General features: G+C 50.9%; 18 protein-coding genes. 16 read left to right on the top strand and 2 right to left on the bottom strand.

Annotated elements, in window-relative coordinates:
* Positions 1-156: 156 nt before the first annotated feature.
* Positions 157-633: a ferric iron uptake transcriptional regulator gene (gene fur, locus ACFOLF_RS08215; protein WP_210037954.1), complete on the top strand. Its 477-nt coding sequence runs from the start codon at positions 157-159 to the stop codon at positions 631-633.
* 215 nt (positions 634-848) lie between these two features.
* On the opposite strand, the gene ACFOLF_RS08210 is transcribed toward fur, so the two are convergent.
* A complete protein-coding gene (locus ACFOLF_RS08210) occupies positions 849-1682 on the bottom strand; it encodes an AraC family transcriptional regulator (protein WP_210037953.1) in 834 nt (277 codons plus the stop codon).
* 85 nt (positions 1683-1767) lie between these two features.
* A complete protein-coding gene (locus tag ACFOLF_RS08205; protein WP_210037952.1) occupies positions 1768-2970 on the bottom strand; it encodes a benzoate/H(+) symporter BenE family transporter in 1203 nt (400 codons plus the stop codon).
* A 266-nt stretch (positions 2971-3236) separates the two neighbouring features.
* On the opposite strand from ACFOLF_RS08205, the gene ACFOLF_RS08200 reads away from it, so the two are divergent.
* From ACFOLF_RS08200 to ACFOLF_RS08130, 15 genes are all read left to right on the top strand, one after another.
* Positions 3237-4265 (top strand): Gfo/Idh/MocA family protein, encoded by a 1029-nt coding sequence (locus ACFOLF_RS08200; protein WP_210037951.1) that lies wholly within the window; start codon positions 3237-3239, stop codon positions 4263-4265.
* Positions 4266-4297: 32 nt separating this feature from the next.
* On the top strand, positions 4298-6022 hold the full coding sequence (locus ACFOLF_RS08195) for a hypothetical protein (RefSeq protein WP_210037950.1): 1725 nt from the start codon (positions 4298-4300) through the stop codon (positions 6020-6022).
* A 31-nt stretch (positions 6023-6053) separates the two neighbouring features.
* Positions 6054-6824: a sugar phosphate isomerase/epimerase family protein gene (locus tag ACFOLF_RS08190; protein ID WP_210037949.1), complete on the top strand. Its 771-nt coding sequence runs from the start codon at positions 6054-6056 to the stop codon at positions 6822-6824.
* A 103-nt stretch (positions 6825-6927) separates the two neighbouring features.
* Positions 6928-7908 (top strand): ABC transporter permease, encoded by a 981-nt coding sequence (locus ACFOLF_RS08185; protein WP_210037948.1) that lies wholly within the window; start codon positions 6928-6930, stop codon positions 7906-7908.
* Positions 7909-7953: 45 nt separating this feature from the next.
* The gene (locus ACFOLF_RS08180) at positions 7954-8841 is read left to right on the top strand and encodes a carbohydrate ABC transporter permease (protein ID WP_379114014.1); all 888 of its coding nucleotides are present in this window, start codon (positions 7954-7956) and stop codon (positions 8839-8841) included.
* A 64-nt stretch (positions 8842-8905) separates the two neighbouring features.
* Positions 8906-10489, top strand: coding sequence for an extracellular solute-binding protein (locus ACFOLF_RS08175; RefSeq protein ID WP_210037947.1), 1584 nt, complete (start codon positions 8906-8908; stop codon positions 10487-10489).
* Positions 10490-10582: 93 nt separating this feature from the next.
* Positions 10583-11440 carry a phytanoyl-CoA dioxygenase family protein gene (locus ACFOLF_RS08170; protein WP_210037946.1) on the top strand — a complete coding sequence of 286 codons (858 nt, stop codon included), beginning with the start codon at positions 10583-10585 and terminating at the stop codon, positions 11438-11440.
* Positions 11441-11473: 33 nt separating this feature from the next.
* Positions 11474-12373: a phytanoyl-CoA dioxygenase family protein gene (locus ACFOLF_RS08165; protein WP_210037945.1), complete on the top strand. Its 900-nt coding sequence runs from the start codon at positions 11474-11476 to the stop codon at positions 12371-12373.
* Between the two features lie 41 nt (positions 12374-12414).
* Complete coding sequence (locus ACFOLF_RS08160) at positions 12415-13275, top strand: phytanoyl-CoA dioxygenase family protein (RefSeq protein ID WP_210037944.1); 861 nt, start codon at positions 12415-12417, stop codon at positions 13273-13275.
* Between the two features lie 207 nt (positions 13276-13482).
* A complete protein-coding gene (locus ACFOLF_RS08155; protein ID WP_210037943.1) occupies positions 13483-14130 on the top strand; it encodes an aspartate/glutamate racemase family protein in 648 nt (215 codons plus the stop codon).
* Entirely contained in the window at positions 14127-15389 is a 1263-nt protein-coding gene (locus tag ACFOLF_RS08150; RefSeq protein ID WP_210037942.1) for a ribulose-bisphosphate carboxylase large subunit family protein, read from the top strand. The genes ACFOLF_RS08155 and ACFOLF_RS08150 overlap by 4 nt, the downstream gene beginning before the upstream one ends.
* A 2-nt stretch (positions 15390-15391) precedes the next feature.
* Positions 15392-16795, top strand: a complete 1404-nt coding sequence (locus ACFOLF_RS08145; RefSeq protein ID WP_210037941.1) for a four-carbon acid sugar kinase family protein — start codon at positions 15392-15394, stop codon at positions 16793-16795.
* A 74-nt stretch (positions 16796-16869) separates the two neighbouring features.
* A complete protein-coding gene (locus ACFOLF_RS08140) occupies positions 16870-17715 on the top strand; it encodes a phosphogluconate dehydrogenase C-terminal domain-containing protein (protein WP_379114016.1) in 846 nt (281 codons plus the stop codon).
* A gap of 346 nt (positions 17716-18061) precedes the next feature.
* Complete coding sequence (locus tag ACFOLF_RS08135; RefSeq protein ID WP_379114114.1) at positions 18062-18991, top strand: ABC transporter permease; 930 nt, start codon at positions 18062-18064, stop codon at positions 18989-18991.
* A gap of 38 nt (positions 18992-19029) precedes the next feature.
* Positions 19030-19932, top strand: a complete 903-nt coding sequence (locus ACFOLF_RS08130; protein WP_210037940.1) for a carbohydrate ABC transporter permease — start codon at positions 19030-19032, stop codon at positions 19930-19932.
* Positions 19933-19966: the final 34 nt, after the last annotated feature.

Genomic DNA, 19966 nt, shown 5'->3' with positions numbered 1-19966 from the left:
GCTAGGAACAATATATTGCGGCCAGAAACGAAGGATAAATTTAATGAACCATAATAATTATGTTATGTATTTCTTTCTTATTGACAATGAGAATTATTATCAATTAAAATGTTGTAAATGGAAATAAAGGAAGGGTGGCAAAGGAGGAGCCGTTTAATGAACGTGCCGGAACAGTTGAACAGGATCAATCAACAATTGACGAGCAAGAACTACAAATTGACGATACAGAGAGAAACGACCGTAAGGGTTTTATTGGAGAATGAAGAGGATCACATGAGCGCTGAGGAAGTATTTATGCGTGTAAAGAACAAGCACCCTGAAATTGGACTGGCCACGGTTTATCGGACGCTGGAGCTCCTGACCGAGCTGCATATCGTTGAAAAGATGAACTTTGGCGATGGTGTGGCCCGTTTCGACCTCCGTGGCGAAGATCATGAGCATATGCACCATCATTTGATTTGTACCGTTTGCGGGGAAATGGAGGAAATCAAAGAAGACTGGCTCTTGGAAATGGAGATGCGTCTGGAACGTGAGTACGGCTTCTCAGTGAAGGACCATCGCCTGGAATTTACGGGCACGTACAAGACTTGCGAAAAAAACGGCTGCAAGCGGGAATGCGAGGCGGTAACCTAATGATTGAAGCTAAAGAAGCTTGAAGCAAGACGGTCAGGCTTCTTTTTTCTTGTTTCTTTGTCGATGTGGCCGTTAAACTATTTTTGTTTTTCGTGACTCAAGAGTGATGTAGTTGTCTCTTTTACCCTATTACCCGCTTAAAGAGACGATCGGGTTGCGCATGTAAGGGGCTGGCAACCCTTTTAGATTTTTTTGGTTTTTCCATCCTTACATCTTTAACGGATTCGTGTTGTTTGTATCATGTCCATTTTATCCTGATATTGCTTGGGCGACACACCCATGCGTTTGAGGAATATCCGGTAGAAGTACGAGTAACTGTTGAATCCAGCGGATTCGGCCGCCTGCTCCAATGTCATGGAACTGAAGCGAATCCGTTCACAAGCGATATGAATCCTTACTTCATTAACATAATCTATAATCGTTTTTCCGAATGCTTCTTTGAACAAGTGAGTCGTTCTGGATACGCTCAGACTTGTGTAATCGGCTATATCCCGCAGAGTTATGGATCTCGTAGCATTACGTTCTATATATTGTTTGATACGGTGAGTGACGAATAATTTTTTTTCGTTATTTCCTTTATTATCCAATAAAACTCTGTCAATATATCGAAGAAATATGCGCAGCAGATAATCCAGTACATCCGGATCTTCTTCTTTTACCCGACGTTTCTCATAGAGGATCTGTTTCCAAATGTTCAACAGGGCATCATCAATAGGCACACAGTTTCGCTGAGCGTATGACCTGCTTCGCCACCATTCGTCAATCCCCGCTCCAGTGCAAATCAGGAAAAAATCCGCGCAGATACAATTCTGATCATTTATGTCTTCTTGATTGCCAATGCTGATAAAATAAGGATCTCCGGGCTTGTATAATAACAGATCGCCTGTATAAACCTTCTCCAACTCTCCATCGATAAGCATTTTGCTTTCACCCTGCACCTGCAGCCGAATCAGATAGTTTTGCAAACCAGACCTCACATCTGCGTTAAAGGGCTTAAAATGGACAGAATAGCCAACGGCGTTTACTTCTCCTATGATCTTGTTATCCAACCAACATCACCGTTTCTCATCAATAGCATTTTCCTAAATTATAGCAGCAGTTCTTTCATGTTGCTACTCCATCGCTGATTATGACTCAGGTCCCTTTGTCACCCTCCCCCAGCAATTTTGCCGTTAATACTCCTATCAGAAGCGCCCATACCGGCGAGGCAATATCCAGTATAGTGAATGGAAAAGCTGCGATCAGGAAGCAGACGATCACCGAGAACCGATAACCGGAAGCGCGCGACGCCGACCGGAGGCAGCCGGTCAGTATGCCGATCAGGGAAAATCCGGTAATCAGAGTTATGAACGGGGCAGGGAGAATTTTGATAAAAGGCACCACAAGCCAAGCCGCAAGGCCAAACAGGATCACCCATACCGCGGATACGACGCCTGCCAGATAACGTCTATCGTGTGGTCCGGCCTCATCGCTGCTGCAAATGACCGTCATCATCCCGCCGATGTTAGCGCTGTGGGCGCCAAAAAAACTGGCTGCGGTTGTGGCAATGCCGGTCATAAGGAGGGTACGGTCCATAGGCGGCCGATAGCCTTGCTTCTGAAGTGCGGCCAGACCCACAGCAACATCATTGCTCAGAATCAGAATGGCGACAGGAATCGAGATCGAGATTACGCCCTGCAAGGTGAAAGACGGAAGAAACAATGACGGCGCAATAAAATCCGGCAGCGAAAGCGCTGGAAGAGGGGTTCCAAATCCAAGGGCAAGGCCGCCAAAAACGATCGCACCGAGCAGAGGAGGAACATGAGTGCGAAACCGGTAGGCCAGCAAGAATCCGATCATGCTCATCATACTGACGAGAGGTGAATCGCGCACAGCCGAGAACATGTTGATGACATAATGCAGCATCAAGCCGGCCAGCATGGCATCGAGAAGAGGCTTGGGCAGGTGGGTCAATAATTTGCCGAACCATCCGCTCCAGCCGAGCAGGAAGATAATCAAGCCAGCCATTAAATATCCACCTGTCAATTCGCTGAGTGTAAACCGGTTAATGACTGTGCTCATATACGTAACCACGGCAATGGAATGCACGCCTCCGAACGGAAGACGGTAAAAGACGGATAGAAGCAGGTTAAGCAAACCGCCGAACACATAGGCGGCAAAGAACCATGCAATCAGTTCTCCCCTGGAGAAGCCGGCTCCGCTTGCAGTAGTCAGAATCAACACAGCCGCTCCGGTGCATGCCAAAGAAGCAGAGATCGTTCCGCTTACAAGTGCGGGTTTAATGCTGCTGACGGCGGATATCGGCTTGCTGCTGTTATCGGCGCTTTGCATTTGCATGCCGGATCACTCCTTAGATTGGCCAATCGATCTACACACATTTTACTTTTTAACACAACGTATACGCAATTTCAATTTAATATTCATATTTGCACTTATAGCTATATAGTGCATCGCGCAGTCATATTCTTCATGTACTATCCATAAATGACGTGGTTAAATAGGTACTGAAACGGAAGCGCAATCATTGATCCGGACATCGATTGGGCTTGTTATCGAGAGCTTGATTTTTGCAATACTCAAATAAGCATGTAGGAGCGTGGAGCATGATGACCAAGAAATTCAGGGGCGCTGTAATTGGATATGGAGGCGCTTTCAATATGGGCAAGGTGCATGCAGAACAGATGACGCGGTTCGGCATCGAGTTTACAGCAGCCTGCGACCTGGACCCTGCCCGGATGGAACAGGCGAAGTTGGATTTTCCGCATATCCGTACATACACGCGGGTGGAGGAACTGCTGGAGCAGCAGGATATCGATCTGGTTACGGTCATTACTCCCCACAACACGCATGCACCCCTGGCAGAACAGGTTCTGGGCAGCGGCAAGCACTGCATTCTTGAGAAACCGATGTGCATCCATGCCGTGGATGCGGACCGGCTGGTCAAACTGGCGCAGAGCAGAAACCTCATGCTGTCCGTCTATCATAATCGGCGTTGGGACGGCTGGTATTTAACGTTGAAGGAACTGCTGGAGAAAGACATACTGGGGGAACTCTTCCATGTTGAAATGTTTATCGGCGGCTTTAGAAAGCCGCAGGATTGGTGGCGTTCGGACAAAGACATCTCCGGCGGGGCCTTCTATGATTGGGGCGCTCATTATCTCGATTACCTGCTCGGCGTTATACCCGGAAGAGTGAAAACCGTCAAAGGATTTATCCAAAACCGTCTATGGCACGAGTTCAGTAATGAGGATCATATGGACAGCATTATTTCCTTCGATAACGGGACGATGGCGCATATTCAAGTTTCGAGCATCGCCCACGCAGGCAAACCTCAGTTTCGTTTCCTCGGGACGAAGGGGGCTATTGTCGATGAGAATATCAGAGACGGGGAGCTTATGCTCTATACCGAGCTGAAGGGGATTAAAGTGGAAACCAAGGTGAAATGTCAGGAGAACAGACAGGAATATTATTATCACAATATCGCCGACCATCTTATGAACGGCGCCGAGCTAATCGTAAAACCGGAGGAAGCGCGGCGGCTCATCGCAATTATTGAGACAACGGAAAAAGCGGCTCTGACCGGCAAAGAATTGACGGTTCCTTACGAAGAGGAATTATTAGTGGGGAAATGAACGATGAAACCGGAATACGGAGGGATAACGGAATGACTGACTTTTTGATACCCGATACCCTAATGCTTGAAGACAGGGCGGCCCATGCGATTAATGCGATGGTGGGAATGGCCGATAAGGAATACGGCTACATTCCGTTCTTTAATGCTGATTTGCTGCACAAGCCGGCTTTTATGACCCATGGGACTTGGGATTACGGTTCCTCTCACGGCAGAATGATCGATGGACTCATCCTTGCCAGACATATGTCCGGAGAGACATACGGAGCGGATGTGGAAGAACATTATCGGGCTAATCTGCTTTCCTTCTTCAAGGAAGACGGCATGAGCTACCGGCAGGAGAATCCCCATCTGGATAGTGAGCCGAATGCGAATTTGATCGACCAGCGTGCGGTGATTCTTTCTCTTACGACCTGGTACATGGAAAGCGGCGATCCGAAAGTGAAAGCGGCGGCGGACCGCCATGTTGCGGCACTGAAACGGCTTGCGGTTAAAGAACGCGACGTTTGGTATTATCCGGCATCCGAATATAAAGAAACAGGCTGGCCGTCTGCCAATGCCATAAAGCTCCGGCTGGCACCGGATCCGGCGGCGTTCTGCGGCAGGCTGGTTATGCCGCTGCTGAAATATTACGAGCTGACTGGCAGCCGGGATGCATTCGAATTATGTCAATTTTTTACCGCCCTGATCATGGAGAGAAGCGGTGTCTTCCAGCAGGATGGCAGCTTCAACGATTCGCTTGCCTATCGCAGCGGACATTTTCATACCCGTATCGGAACGCTTGATGCTATCGCGCGATTCGGTGTCTCTACGGGCAATGCGGCCATGATCGGCTGGGTAAAGAAAAGCTATGATTGGGCGCTGACGAAATGTACGAACTTCGGGTGGACGCCGGGCGACCTTCATGAGCAGGCTTACGAGCATGAAACCTGCTCACTGGTAGATCTGATCTCTACAGGCATAACCCTTGCCAAGAGCGGATATGTCGAATACTGGGGACCCGTAGAACGCTTTTTGCGGAATCATCTGGCGGAATCGCAGCTGCTCGATCTCGATTGGGTGGAGGAGACGACAGACACCTCAATGGATGTCCACGCCAAAAAAACGTTCTATAAAGTGGCCGAACGCACGCGCGGATCATTCGCGGGTTATTCAGCTCCGAACGATTTCATATGCGATGTTAATGAGGGAAGAGGCCATACGAGCGACCTGCAGCTCTGTTGTCTCGGGTCGGGAACACGCGGTCTGTTCATGGGCTGGAGCAGCACCGTCACCGAGATGAACGGCACAGTCAGCATAAACTTCCTCTTGAACCGGGGGTCCAAATGGCTGGATGTCAGCAGCTATTTGCCCCATGAAGGCAAGGTCGTGCTTCATATCCGCATGGATATTCCCCGTCTGTTGATCAGGATTCCGGAGTGGGCGGGATTTACCAAAATCCGCTTCGTTCGTGAATCCAACGGAGCAGTCGCGGAAGGAAAGGGCAGCGAGGAGAGCCGATGGGTCAACAAGCATTTCCTCGTGCTCGGCGAAGCTGCCGCGGGGGAGAAAATCACAGTGACATTTCCGCTCAGCTTCCGTAAGACGTTAGAGAATGCAGTCGGACAGACGTTCGAGACGGATTGGCGGGGGGACGATGTCGTAGGCATTACGCCAAAGGGCAGAATTAAACCTTTATACAGCAACCGGAAGGTGTATGACGAGGCGCCGATGCGGAAAGGCGAATACCGCAGGCTGGAGAACGAATGGGTATGGTAGCGATGGCGGATGAAGGAAAGGATGTAAGTGCATGAATAATCAGATTGGAATCGGCCTGCAGATGTACACGTTGAGGGAAGAGCTGAACCGGGATTTCCGGGGAACGCTGCGGAAGGTGGCGGAAATCGGGTATGAAGGAGTGGAATTTGCGGGTTACGGTCAATTGGAGGCGGGTGAATTAAAGAGTTTGCTCGATGAACTGAAACTGAAGGCAATTGGCAGTCATGTCAGTCTGCCGTCGATTCGAAGCCGCCTGGCAGAGGAAGTTGCCTTTGTTAAAGCGATTGGCGGCCAGTACATGATTTGTCCCTCCATTCCTATGGAAATGAGGCACAGCGCCGCGCCATGGAAAAACCTGTTCAGCGAGTTGGAGGAAGCCGGCCGGCTTGTCCGGGAAGCCGGTCTGACTTTCGGTTACCATAACCATGCCTTCGAGTTCGAGTTCGAGGTAGAAGGCCGCTTCGTCTTCGATGCGTTGCTTGGGACGACATCTCCCGAGCATGTAGTCGCGGAAATGGATGCCTGCTGGGTGCATGTCGGGGGACAGGATCCCATCGCTTATCTTCATCAATATGGGGGCCGGATTCCACTCATTCATTTGAAGGATTACGGCCCGGTTGAGGCGGGCGGGAAGGATACAGTGGAGCTGGGAAAAGGAGAGCAGGATTTGCATGCCATTATTCAGGCTGCTTCCGCAGCGGATGTGCAGTGGCTGATCGTCGAGCAGGACCGCTGCCAGAATGCGCCGCTTCAAAGTGTGTCGGACAGTTATTCGTGGCTTAGGCAAGTATTAGGGGAATAATCGGCACATAGTCAGAGAATTTACCGATGTGGTCGTATAAACCTCGATTGAAAGCGTTGCCAATCACCCTAGATATGCAATATTGAAGGGGGAGATAACTGGAATGAGTTTGCAAAATAATGAATTCATCTATGAAAAGTTGAAAGTGAAAAATAAAGCAAGGGCAGCTGGGGGGACTTTCTTTCAGAAGCTGATTAAGAACAAAGTGCTTCTCTTGATGCTGGCGCCGGCCGTTCTTCACGTACTCATCTTTGCTTATCTGCCCATGTTCGGAGTGATTCTTGCCTTTAAGCGCTTTCAGTACCAGTCGGGCATACTTGGCAGTCCTTGGGTCGGATTGGATAACTTTCGATTCTTTTTCGCTTCGGGCGACGCATTTATAGTAACCAGGAACACCTTGCTTTACAATCTGGCTTTTATTATCTTCATTCCCATGATCCAGATCCTGCTTGCGATTATGTTGAGCGAAGCCGGCAAGTTATTTTTTAAAAAGATTGCACAATCGACGATGTTTTTACCCTTTTTCATCTCTTGGGTTATTGTCGGATCCATTGCCTATAATCTGTTCAATTACGAATATGGTCTGTTTAACCATGCATTGACCGCGCTCGGATTTGATCCCCTTAATGTGTATTCCCACACAGGGGCGTGGAAATATATTCTGTTCGCCTTTAAATTATGGAAAGAATTGGGTTACGGTATGGTAATCTATTTGGCGGCGATCATCAGTATTGACAGTGAGATGTACGATGCTGCGAAAATCGATGGCGCCAATATCTTTCAAAGAATCAGCTATATCACCCTGCCGAGCATCTTTCCGGTGATTGTGCTGCTGTTCCTCCTGTCGGTCGGGCAAATCTTCAGAGGAGATTTCGGTTTGTTCTATCAACTCATTGGAAACAACGGGAACCTGTACCAGCAAACGGATATTATCGATACTTTCGTATTCAGGGCGCTGCTGAATTCCTCGGATATCGGCATGGCCGCCGCAGCCGGCTTTTATCAATCGATCATGTGTTTTTTCACCATATTGTTAATCAACTATCTCGTGAAGAGAATGAACAAAGACTATGCGTTGTTTTAAAACAAGAAAGTGGCGGCCGGTTTGCATGGGAAAGGAGATGTCAGCGTGATCAGTAAACGAACGATTGACGAGAAGATTTTCCTGTTCCTTAGTTATCCCGTTATTGTGTTTTTCGCTGTAATATGCCTGATCCCTTTCGTGATGATTATTTCCTCCTCTTTTACGAGCGAGGAGTATATCCTCAGAAACGGATACAGCTTGATCCCCAAAGAATTCAACGTTGAAGGATACCGGCTGATCTTCATGAGTCCCGGAACTATAGTCCGTTCCTATATGGTCACCATTTGCGTTACGGTTGTCGGCACCGCTCTGGGCGTATTCATCAGCACCATGACAGGATATGTGCTGCAGCGGCCGGATTTCTCATGGCGCAACCGCTTCTCGTTCCTGCTGTTTTTCACCACCCTGTTCAACGGAGGACTGGTTCCGTGGTACATCCTGATCACCCAGTATTTACACATGAGAGACACCATATGGGCGCTCATCGTTCCAAGCTGCATTTCTGTCTGGAACATCCTGCTCGCCAAAGGCTTTATTCGCAGTATTCCGTATGCGATTACAGAATCGGCGAAAATTGACGGCGCAGGGGATTTTAAAATTTTCATCTCCCTGATCTTCCCCTTGTCCAAACCGGTTGTCGCCACCATTGGACTGTTCACCGCTCTGATGTATTGGAACGATTGGTTCCATGCCATGCTGTTCATTACCGATAAGCAGCTCTTCCCGCTGCAGTACTTTCTATACAGGCTTCTGGGCAACATCCAGGAAATGCGAAAGGTCATGGAGGAGTCAGGGATTTATATTCCGTCTTTCCCGGTAGAATCAATGAAAATGGCGTTAACGATTGTCGTCACGGGCCCTATTATTTTTCTTTATCCTTTTGTTCAGAAATATTTCGTGAAAGGTCTTACCATCGGTTCGGTCAAGGGGTAAAGCCGGATCAGGCTGCGCCGGTTCAAATATCGTTTCTCAATCAGATTAGGGGAGGGATAAAACAATGAAAAGCTTCAAGGGGAAATCCAGTCTCATTCCCGCATTTTTAATGCTTGCACTCGTATTGGCCGGATGCAGCGGCAATGCGGAGACGCCAGCCAACACGGCAATTTCAGCCAGCTCCCAGGCAAACAACACCGCCAGTGAAGGGAAAGCCGATCTTTCAGAGCATGTGACATTAAAAATGGTCATGCTCGGTGATGCAGATCCGGATATGCAGCTTGTGGATGACGAAATTAACAAGCTGCTCGAACGGGATTTGAACGCGTCGATTGAAGTGGAAATCATCTCTCTGAGCGATTACCAGCAGCGGTATCCATTGATTTTCGCTACGGGGGAACCGGTTGATCTCATCTATACCGGAGATTGGGCTTTGTATGATCAGGAGGCTTCGAAAGGCGCCTTTGCGGAAGTGACGGAAGACATCCTGAAAACCTACATGCCGATGACTTGGGAAGCACAGGACCCGGCATCCTTCGACCAGGCAAAAATCGACGGTAAAGCTTACTTTGTGCCTATTAGCTTAACGCCGTTCCCGAGCGCGCAGGGGGTGCTGATCCGCGGAGATCTGAGAGAGAAGTACAATCTTCCGGAAATCAAAACAGTCGATGATCTGGAAGCCTATTACAATGCTGTGGCTGAGAATGAAGATGGCATTTTTGCGTATGCAGCTTCGCAAAATAACGATCAGATCAAAGGCCTGCTGCTGGATACGATGAATGAACTTGTTTCTTCGGCAAATACCGAGTTCTTCCATGTTTACAAAGGCGCGGGTCCCGATGATGTCAGCGCTGACGATCTGCAGTTAAAATACGATTCCACGTATTATGAAGACTATGTAAAAAAAATGAAAGTGTGGGCGGATAAGGGCTTCTGGTCCAAAACCGCTGTCTCCAACTCGACCTCGCCACGGGATGCGTTTGAAAACGGCACGTCCGCTTCGCTTGTCTGGAACATTGGAACACTTGCCGTAACACAGCAAACGGTAGAAAAGAAGAATCCGGAATGGAAACCGGAGATTTACGACATTACGACGGGCAAAACATTGATGCTGGCAAAATACACCTCTGACGGAATGGCGGTCCCGGCGCAATCCAAGCATCAGGAAAGAGCTTTTATGGCACTGGATAAATTTAAATATGATGAGGAATATAACAATCTGTTCCGTCTGGGTATTAAAGGTAAACACTGGAATCCCGTAGGAGACGATCAATGGGAGCCAGGCCCGGATCAGGAGAAATACCGTTTCGGCAGCAGCGGCACCTGGGGCTTGAAAGGGGCGCATGAGCGTACTGCGGTCACTCAACCGCCTATTGTAAAAGTGATTTCCGATGAAAGAAAAACAAGAGCTGCTCGTCCCGTTTTCTTGAATTTGAGACTCGATGACTCGGATATTACCAATGAAATGGCGACAGTCAGCAACGTGAAAATTAAATATGCTCCTCTTCTGGAGCTTGGTTTGGTCAAAGATGTCGATTCATGGCTGGCAGAATTTAGAGCGGAGCTTAAAAAGGCCGGCCTCGAAAAGATAAGTGAAGCCGTAAAATCACAGTTTTCTGAATATTTGGATACCTTGAAACAAAAGTAAGATTTGTCCAGGGGCGTTAGGATGCCCCGTTCCCCTTCTCGACAAGAACGGTTCGGGGGCTGCCGGAACAATAATTTTTGAAGGGAGCGGGCCATGTTAACAGAGCAGGAAATTAAGAAATATAAAGAAGAAGGCATTCTCATCTTGAAGGGTGTAGTCCCTCGGCAGAAAATACAGGCCTATCGGGAAGCCTACGAGCGGATGCGGGAGAAAGTGCTGGCACATCCTGACAAGAAGAGGGTGTATGGAGCGCGCATAATCGGTGATAAAACGGGAATTCCAACTCATACGCCCGAGGATGATCGTAAAATCGAGTGCTGGGGGGCCGATTTTCTTCTGCATCCTGCTCTCTATGAGCCTGAATTTACCGATTACTTACAAAACAAGAGACTAATATCCTTGCTCAGAGACCTGCTTGGCCCTGATATTGGCATCTACGGACTGAAAGCCATATGGTCCCCTGTGAATGCAACCTATGATCTTACCTGGCATCGTGACGGAAAGAAGGAAGTGTATTCGAAAGACGGTATTCCGCCAGGCTGGCTTCAGTTTATGACCGCGCTTTATCCGGAAGAAAGCTTTCGCGTCGTGAGAGGCTCGCATTTGCGGCCGTTGACCGAAGAAGAAGACCGCAAGTGCGGAACGGTGGAAAATGTCAGCAATGAGGAAATCTGCGCTTTGGAGCCAGGAGACGCTTTATTCATGCACCAGGCCGTATTTCACCGGGGGCGGGCGGATGCTTCCACCAGGCGGCGGGCGTTCCAGTATATCCTGGCCAGGGCAGATTTTCCGGTAGGACGGAGGAGGCTTGAACAGTTTAAAGGCTGGTATGAAGAATTGAAGCTGGAAGAGAAGCTGGATTCTACGGCTAAGCCGCTTTTTGACCGCTTTTTTTCCTGGGAAGGAAGAGCTTTTGACGATGCGGAGTATGGCACCAAATATGAAGATTAGGTTGAAAAAATACGATCTAAAAAGGAGATAGCCATGCTTACTGAAGAACAAAAACAGAGGTACTATGAAGACGGTGTCCTTGTCCTGAAGGGCCTGATTGCGCCGGAAAAGCTGCAGGAATACCGCGATGCCTATGAGCGTATGGTGGAAAAGGTCCGCGCTTACCCCGGCAGGGAGAAATATAACGCACGGATTATCGGGGCCAAATCGAAGAACAAGATAGAAACGAAATCAGCGGCTACGGTTGCTCAAGGCAATACCGAACAGGAGTATTGGGGCGCCGATTGGCTCCTGCATCCCGATCTGTATGAGCCTGCCTTTACCGATTATTTGGAGAACGAAGAGCTGATAAGCTCGTTGAAAAGCCTGCTTGGTTCCGATATCGGCATATATGGACTGAAAGCTCTGTGGTCTCCGGTTAATGTGAATTACGATCTGGCCTGGCATCGGGACGGGAAGCAGGAGGTTTATTCCACGGACGGCGGCATACCGCCGGGCTGGCTCCAATTTAATACGGCGCTTTACCGGGAAGAGAGCTTCCGGGTCGTCAAGGGCTCCCACAGGAGGCCGTTGACCGATGAAGAGAACGCCAAATACGGCACGGTTGAAGAGGTTGCTGGCGAAGAGGTTTGCGTACTGGAAGCGGGGGAAGTCCTGTTCATGCATCAGGCGGTGCTGCATCGCGGCAAGGCCCAGGCCGAGATGAATGGCGGATCCAAGCGGCGGGCGTTTCATTATATTCTGGCCCGGACGGACTTCGCCGTAGGCAGGCGGCGGCTTGAACAGTTCAAAGGCTGGTACGAGGAGCTGGGGCTTGCGGGCAAGCTGGGCCCTACGGCAAAACCGCTGTTCGAAAATTTCTTTGCCTGGGAAGGCAGAGCCTTCGACGACGCTTCGTATCCTTATCCGGAATTTAAAAAAGAGGATTATTGAACGGCAGGCCTGTTGATGATCTTGAAGGGAGACTGATGGTCATGTTAACGGAAGAAGAGATTGAGAGGTATAAAGAAGATGGGATCCTTGTCCTAAAGGGAATGGTCCCGCCGGAGAAGCTGCCGGAATACCGAAACGCCTACGAGCGAATGGTAGAGAAGGTTCAAGCCGACCCCGACAGGCGGAAAAAGTACGGCGCACGCTTTATCGGAAAAACGAACAACCATTCGCATGAACTCGATGAAGCGAGCAAAGCTGAATGCTGGGGAGCCGATTTTCTGCTGCATCCGGAACTGTATGAGCCTGTCTTTACCGACTATTTGGAGAATGAGAGATTGATAAATTCCGTAAAAAGCTTGCTTGGTCCTGATATTGGCCTCTATGGCCTCAAAGCGATATGGTCGCCAGCCAGCGTGACTTATGATTTGCGATGGCATCGGGACGGGAGGCAGGACGTTTACTCTACGGACGGCGGTATTCCGCCGGGCTGGCTCCAATTCAATACGGCGCTGTACCGGGAAGAAAGTTTCCGGGTGGTCAGAGGCTCCCACAGGAGACCCTTGACCGATGAAGAGAATGCCAGGTACGGAACAGTTGAAGAGGTCGCAGGCGAGGAGGTTTGCGCGCTAGAGGCGGGAGATGTTATGTTCATGCACCAGGCGGTCCTTCACCGGGGACGGGCGGATGCATCCTCCAGGCGGAGGGCGCTTCATTATATTCTGGCCCGGACGGATTTCAGCGTGGGCAGAAGACGGCTTGAGCAATTTAAAGGCTGGTATGAAAACCTGGGATTAGAGGAGAAGCTGGGTCCATCGTCCAAACTGCTGTTCGAAAACTTCTTCTCATGGAAAGACAAAGCCTTTGATGATATCGAATATGATTCAAAATATGAAGAGAAATAGTAAGCTCATTTAAGCTTATCCCGCAGAATGGCGCTTTGCCCGGCAGGCGAATGACAGGAATCGGATCCGGGAGCGGGTCCGATTCCCGTCTGTCCAAGAGATATGCTGATGCCGGAAGGTACCCGGATAAGGAATTTGCCAAAACGCGATTTCCAGAAATTATTCAATTCGCGATCCGGTTGAAATTGAATCCAGGGAGGTCCTTTAATGAAAACCGTAGCTGCCGTATATACCGGGCAAGGGCTGGCCGAGCCGCTAAAGGCACTGTTCCAGGAAATGCTGCCTGGTGTCCGGCTCGTTAATATTATCGATGACAGTCTGATCGGCGATGTTGTGCGCGCCGGGAGCATTCCGCCTTCGGTCGCGCGCCGGCTGGTGCAGTATTACCACAATGGCGAAGAAATGGGAGCCGATGTGATCCTGAATACCTGCTCGTCTGTCGGCGAGGTCGCGGATGCCGCACGCCGGATGATTGGGATACCGATCGTTAAGATTGACGAAGCGATGGCAGCGAAGGCCGCCGCCGAATATGACCGGATCGCCGTATTGGCCACGCTGCCGTCGACGCTGGACCCAACGATGCTGCTGCTCCGCAAGCAGGCAGAGCTCCTTGGCCGGCAAATCACACTGGTCAGCGGACTGGCGGAAGGAGCATTTGATGCGCTTGTGGAAGGAAAGCACGAGGGACATGACCGAATTTTAGAGGAAACGGCGAGGCGCATTGCAGACCAGGCGGACGTTATCGTGCTGGCACAAGGCTCGATGGCTCGCATGGAGAAGACACTTAGGGAAGCAACCGGCAAACCGGTATTTTCGTCCCCTCGATTCGGTATTGAGCTGGAGGGGATACAATGAACGGTGAACGCGTAATCGCAGTTTATCTGGCAGAAACGCCCCTTTCGCTGGAACAGGCTGCAGACGCGATAGCTGGCGAACAGTCGACAGGCACGTTTACGGCGGTTCCGGGCGAAACCGCTGAACTCAAAGAAAAACACGCGGCAGTCGTCGAATTTATCGAGCCTCTTGAGGAAGTGGACGCTCCATCACTGCCCGGCGCCAGAGTATCAGCGCAGCATGACGGGAAGTATCGGCGCGGCCGCATTGCAGTATCCTTTCCGATGCATAATTTTGGTCCATCGATACCGAATCTCTTAAGCGCAGTCGCCGGAAATCTGTATGAAATGCGCGAGATGTCAGGGCTGAGGCTGATCGATCTCGAGCTGCCCGAAGCCTTTGCCGCCCGGTATCCCGGGCCGAAATTCGGAATCGAGGGAACGCGCAGGCTGACAGGCGCTTATGACCGTCCGGTTCTGGGCACGATCGTCAAGCCGAGCATCGGCCTCAGGCCGGATGAATTGTCCGTACTTGTGGAAAAGCTGGCACGTGCCGGCCTTGACTTTATCAAGGATGACGAATTGAATGCCAACCCCCCCTTCGCGCCGCTCACGCAGAAGGTCAAGGCGGTTATGGCGGCGGTCGACAAGGCTGCGGACGCTACAGGGCGGAAACTGATGTATGCCTTCAATATTACGGGCGATATCGGCGAAATGCGCCGCAACCATGATCTGGTGGTTGCAGCCGGCGGCACCGCTGTCATGGTCAGTATTCTGAGCATCGGACTGACGGGGCTTGCCGAACTTAACCGGTACAGCGAGGTGCCCATTCACGGACACCGCAATCAATGGGGCATGCTGACCCGCAGCCCGATGCTTGGCATCGAATTCACGGCCTGGCAGAAGCTGTGCAGACTGGCCGGGGCTGATCATCTTCATGTCAATGGTCTTAATAGTAAGTTTTATGAAAGTAATGAGTCGGTGACACGTTCAATCCGCGCCTGCATGGCCCCGCTGCTCGGCGGTTATGAGACGATGCCCGTTATCTCCTCCATGCAGTGGGCGGGAACAGCCCCTGCAACTTATGAAGCCGCCGGCACTCTTGATGTCATGCATCTGGCTGGCGGCGGCATACTGGCGCATCCGGACGGTCCGGCGGCCGGCTTCGAGAGTATGAAGCTCGGCTGGGAAGCGGCTGTTCAGGGCATTCCGCTTGAACAGTATGCTGAACGCCACTCCGCCTTGAAACGGGCAATTGAAAAGTACGGGGGGAGGGAATAGCCGTGAATGACAATGCGAAGCCTGCGAAAGCATTCAGGCAGCCCAGGCCGCTCTGCTACTACGGCGATGACTTCACCGGCTCCACCGATGTATTGGAAGCGCTTTTCAGAGCAGGTCTTCGCGCAGTGCTGTTCCTTGATACGCCGTCCCCTGAAGAATTGGAGGAGCGCTTCGCGGAGGTGGACTGTTTTGGAATCGCAGGCATCGGCCGCTCACTGCCGCCTGAAGCGATGGAGCGGGAGCTGCGGCCTATCTTCGAGGTATTGCGCTCAGCCGGAGCAGTGGTCGTGCATTATAAAATCTGCTCAACCTTTGATTCCTCGCCGGGGATCGGAAGCATCGGCCGTGTGGCGGAAGTGGGCCGCAGCGTATTTGGCGGACGATATATTCCCTTGATTGCGGGCGTGCCGTATTTACGCCGATTCACGGTCTTTGGCCACCACTTTGCGGCTGGAGGCATGGATATTTACCGGCTGGACCGCCATCCGACGATGTCCCGCCATCCGGCAACGCCCATGGAGGAGTCGGATCTGCTTCTGCATCTGCAAAAACAAACGGATATGCCGACAGCGCTGATGGATGTGGTGTCTTTGGATGGAGATCTGGATGAGGCCAGGAGCCGACTGGAGGAATTGATTCGGAATGAACAGCCGGACCTGGTGCTGTTCGACGTACTGGACGATAGACGGCTGGAAACGGCGGGACGTCTGATCTGGGAAGAAGCCGGGCGTACGGACGGTCTCTTCGTCATCGGTTCGTCAGGGGTGGAATATGCATTGGCGGCCTGTCTGCCTGGTCCAGCTGCCGGCATGCCTGCTGGAGAGAAGCCGGGAAGCGTGGAGCGGCTGCTGGCTGTATCCGGCAGCTGTTCACCGGTGACAGAGTCTCAAATCCGCTGGGCGATGGACCACGGATTCGAAGGAATCCGCGTTCCCATTCATGAATGGATAGAGGGCGGAGAGACCGCTAATCAGGCGCGGGCAAAGCTGCTGAGCGAAGCGCGCGCGGTCATCGGAGCCGGGCGGAGCCTGATTCTCTATTCCGCTATTGGACCTGGAGACGGCAGTATCCAGGAGGTTCAGACGGCACTCCTCACGAACGGACAGGGGATTCAAGACAGCAGCTTTGTTCTGGGCAGGGAAATGGGCCGGATGGTAAAAATGCTGGTTGTGGATTTCGAGCTGACGCGCGTACTGATTGCGGGAGGCGATACTTCAGGCTATGTAACGCGGGAGCTTGGCGGCTACGCGCTGGAATGTATCGACGTGCTGGTGCCTGGATGCCCGCTGTGCCGGATGTTCTCGCATGAGGAAGTTTTGGACGGACTGGAGCTGGTGCTCAAAGGCGGACAGGTCGGAGAAGAAGATTTTTTCGGCAGGGTGCTTCAGGGCAACCGGCAACCATAAGGATAGCTGATTTGCAAAATACTTCCAGAAAAGCTTATTAAAGTCGGCCAAACCTGGAACGGGAGATGAGTAAGATGGGAGATTATCGGAAAATGACCGTCGTGTTGGTGGGAGCCGGAGGAAAGATGGGCTGCAGAATCACGGACAATCTCCGAAGCAGTGAATACGAAATGAGATTTGTTGAGACAGGATTGATTGGTCTGGAGCAGCTGGCAGCCCGAAGTTTAAGGGCAGTCCCGCAGAATGATGCCGTCAAGGGTGCGGATATGGTCATTCTGGCCGTACCGGATGTCGCGATAAAGCAGGTCTCGCAAGAAATCGTGCCGCTCATGAATTCCGGTGCCATGCTGATCTTACTGGATCCTGCGGCGGCCTATATCGGCCAGCTTCCCGAGCGCGGGGATATAGGTTATTTTGTCGCGCATCCCTGCCATCCTCCGATTTTCAACGATGAGACAGAACCCGAAGCGAAGCGTGATTTTTTTGGCGGCGTTGCGGCGAAGCAGGCTGTAGTCTGTACGCTGGTCCAGGGCTCGGAGGAAGATTACGGAAGAGCCGAAGAGCTTGCGAAGCGGATGTATGCTCCGGTTATGCGGTCTCACCGCGTTACGCTGGAGCAAATGGCCATGCTGGAGCCCGCCATGGCAGAAACCATCGGTGCGGCAGCCGCATTAATGCTGCGCGCTGCCATGGATGAAGCCATACGCAGTGGAGTTCCGGAGGAGGCTGCCAAAGATTTTATGCTCGGCCATCTTAACATCCTGCTGGCTGTCGCTTTCGGAATAGCGGGTAATCCCATGTCCGATGCTTGCCTGATCGCTGCGGAATATGGTGAAAAGCGGCTTTTTCAAGAGGGGTGGCAGCGTCTGTTCGAACCTGAGGATGTCCGGAAGCAGATCAATTTAATGCTTCACCCGTAAGCATGTTGAGGTCAGATGAGAACAGGTGATTCGATAAGGAGGGAAATGATGAATCCGCGGAAGCTTTGATAAAGCTTCCGGCCGCATGATTTTGTCGTAGCGCTGAAGCCAATCGCGGCGACGGACAAGGAAATCCTCAATGGTTTCCATTGTCGCCAAATGTATCTTTTGCCGCTTTTTCGGTTTTTCTATAGCGTTTTCACCAGCAACAGCGCGCTTTCCCTCTTGGCGGAAGCAAGTGTTCCCTCTGGCGGAAGTGTTTCTTTCACAAGGGAAGGAAATGATCTATTATTGGACCTAAGGAGGGATCTTTTTGAAAACGCAAGCGGTAAAACAGGTTGCCCATATACCGGTTATCCATACCACCGAATGGGAGAAAGCAAAACGAAGCCTTCGGAGGCACTGGCAGTATTACTTGCTTATCATCACTCCGGTCCTGTATTTCATTCTATTCAAATACATTCCGATGTTCGGCGTCGTGATCGCTTTCAAAGATTACAACGTGGTTAGCGGAATCCTGAATAGTCCGAATGTTGGCTTTAAACATTTCAGGATGTTTTTTGAAAATCCGGCGGCATGGACCCTGATCAAAAATACGCTGCTTCTTAATCTGTATCAGTTGGCGGTATGCTTCCCGCTGCCGGTCATCCTGGCTCTGGCTCTGAATGAGATCCGCAACGGCTGGTTTAAACGAACCGTACAGATGGTGACTTATGCGCCGTATTTCATATCGACGGTTGTAATCGTTTCCATGATCATTCTGGCGCTGAATCCAAGGCTTGGAATCGTCAACAACATGCTGGCTGCGCTGGGCTTGGAGCCGATTAATTTCCTTGGGATTCCAACATTCTTTCGGTCAATATTCGTATGGTCGGACGCCTGGCAGACAACCGGGTATTCTGCCATTATCTATCTGGCTGCACTGGCCGGCGTCGATCCGTCTTTGTATGAAGCGGCCAAAGTGGATGGAGCATCGAGAATCCAGAAGATGTGGAACATTGATCTTCCCGGTATTTTGCCTGCAGCGGTGATCATCCTGATCCTCACGGTAGGATCACTTATGGCTGTCGGTTTTGAGAAAGTATTTCTGCTGCAAAATCCGCTTAATCTGAGCCACTCCGAAGTAATGGCTACTTATGTGTACAAGCTGGGTTTATTAAACAACAACTTCAGCTTCGCCACGGCTGTCGGCCTGTTCAATTCGGTCGTCAACCTGACTATGCTTATTGCAGTTAACACAGTGGCCAGACGCGTGTCGGGCAGCGGACTTTGGTAGGGACGACAGGAGAGGAAGGAAGGAGAGGGGAAAGGCATATGTTTGTCGGCAAATCCAATACGGGAATCAGGGATTCCTTCGGAGACAGGTTGTTTCTGGCGGGGGTTTACATATTTCTCATCGTGGTCCTCGCAGTGATTTTGTATCCGCTTACATTTATCGTAAGCTCATCGTTCAGCGCTCCGGAAGCCGTCTCTTCGGGCAAGGTATGGCTGTGGCCCGTCGATTTTTCCCTTATCGGGTATAAGGTGGTGTTTAACAATCATCAGGTAATGGTGGGGTACGGCAACTCCGCCTTCTACACTTTTTTCGGCACTCTCGTAAGCGTTTTCTTAACCGTTGTGCTTGCCTATCCGCTATCCCGGAGAACCTTCTATGGCCGCACCCTCTTCATGTTCCTGATCATCTTTACCATGATGTTCAGCGGCGGACTTATACCGGAGTACATGGTCGTGAAAGAATTGGGGATGCTCGATACCCGCTGGGCGATGATTATTCCAAAGGCGATAGCCGTATGGCAGGTCATAATTGCCCGTACTTTTTTCCAATCCGCCATTCCGGACGAACTGGTCGAAGCAAGCGAGATGGACGGCTGCGGAGATCTTCGTTTTATGTGGTCGGTCGTCCTTCCGCTAGCCAAACCGATCCTTGCAATCCTGGTGCTTATGTACGCAATTTCGCAATGGAACGCTTATTTTGACGCCTTGATCTACCTGCGGTCGGAAGAACTGATTCCGCTGCAGCTGGCTCTTCGCAATATTCTTATCCTGAATACGGGAACCATGGGCATGGAGGCGAGTGATGTCCTGGATCGGCAGATGCTTGCCGACCTGATGAAGTATTCGTTGATCGTAATCGCAAGTCTGCCGGTGCTTATCATCTATCCGTTCGTGCAGAAATATTTTGTGAAGGGCATGCTGATCGGTTCGATCAAGGGTTGATTGCTGCACATCCTATTATACTGCGGGATGGTCT

This window comes from Paenibacillus sepulcri (assembly GCF_042647105.1).
In the GTDB taxonomy this organism is placed as follows: Bacteria; Bacillota; Bacilli; order Paenibacillales; family Paenibacillaceae; genus Paenibacillus_Z; species Paenibacillus_Z sepulcri.
This window is presented reverse-complemented; position numbering and strand designations above follow the sequence as displayed.

Coding starts and splice junctions, on each gene's coding strand:
- fur (WP_210037954.1), top strand. CDS start 157: ATGAACGTGCCGGAACAGTTGAACAGGATCAATCAACAATTGACGAGC.
- ACFOLF_RS08205 (WP_210037952.1), bottom strand. CDS start 2,970: ATGCAAATGCAAAGCGCCGATAACAGCAGCAAGCCGATATCCGCCGTC.
- ACFOLF_RS08200 (WP_210037951.1), top strand. CDS start 3,237: ATGATGACCAAGAAATTCAGGGGCGCTGTAATTGGATATGGAGGCGCT.
- ACFOLF_RS08195 (WP_210037950.1), top strand. CDS start 4,298: ATGACTGACTTTTTGATACCCGATACCCTAATGCTTGAAGACAGGGCG.
- ACFOLF_RS08190 (WP_210037949.1), top strand. CDS start 6,054: ATGAATAATCAGATTGGAATCGGCCTGCAGATGTACACGTTGAGGGAA.
- ACFOLF_RS08185 (WP_210037948.1), top strand. CDS start 6,928: ATGAGTTTGCAAAATAATGAATTCATCTATGAAAAGTTGAAAGTGAAA.
- ACFOLF_RS08175 (WP_210037947.1), top strand. CDS start 8,906: ATGAAAAGCTTCAAGGGGAAATCCAGTCTCATTCCCGCATTTTTAATG.
- ACFOLF_RS08170 (WP_210037946.1), top strand. CDS start 10,583: ATGTTAACAGAGCAGGAAATTAAGAAATATAAAGAAGAAGGCATTCTC.
- ACFOLF_RS08165 (WP_210037945.1), top strand. CDS start 11,474: ATGCTTACTGAAGAACAAAAACAGAGGTACTATGAAGACGGTGTCCTT.
- ACFOLF_RS08160 (WP_210037944.1), top strand. CDS start 12,415: ATGTTAACGGAAGAAGAGATTGAGAGGTATAAAGAAGATGGGATCCTT.
- ACFOLF_RS08155 (WP_210037943.1), top strand. CDS start 13,483: ATGAAAACCGTAGCTGCCGTATATACCGGGCAAGGGCTGGCCGAGCCG.
- ACFOLF_RS08150 (WP_210037942.1), top strand. CDS start 14,127: ATGAACGGTGAACGCGTAATCGCAGTTTATCTGGCAGAAACGCCCCTT.
- ACFOLF_RS08140 (WP_379114016.1), top strand. CDS start 16,870: ATGGGAGATTATCGGAAAATGACCGTCGTGTTGGTGGGAGCCGGAGGA.
- ACFOLF_RS08130 (WP_210037940.1), top strand. CDS start 19,030: ATGTTTGTCGGCAAATCCAATACGGGAATCAGGGATTCCTTCGGAGAC.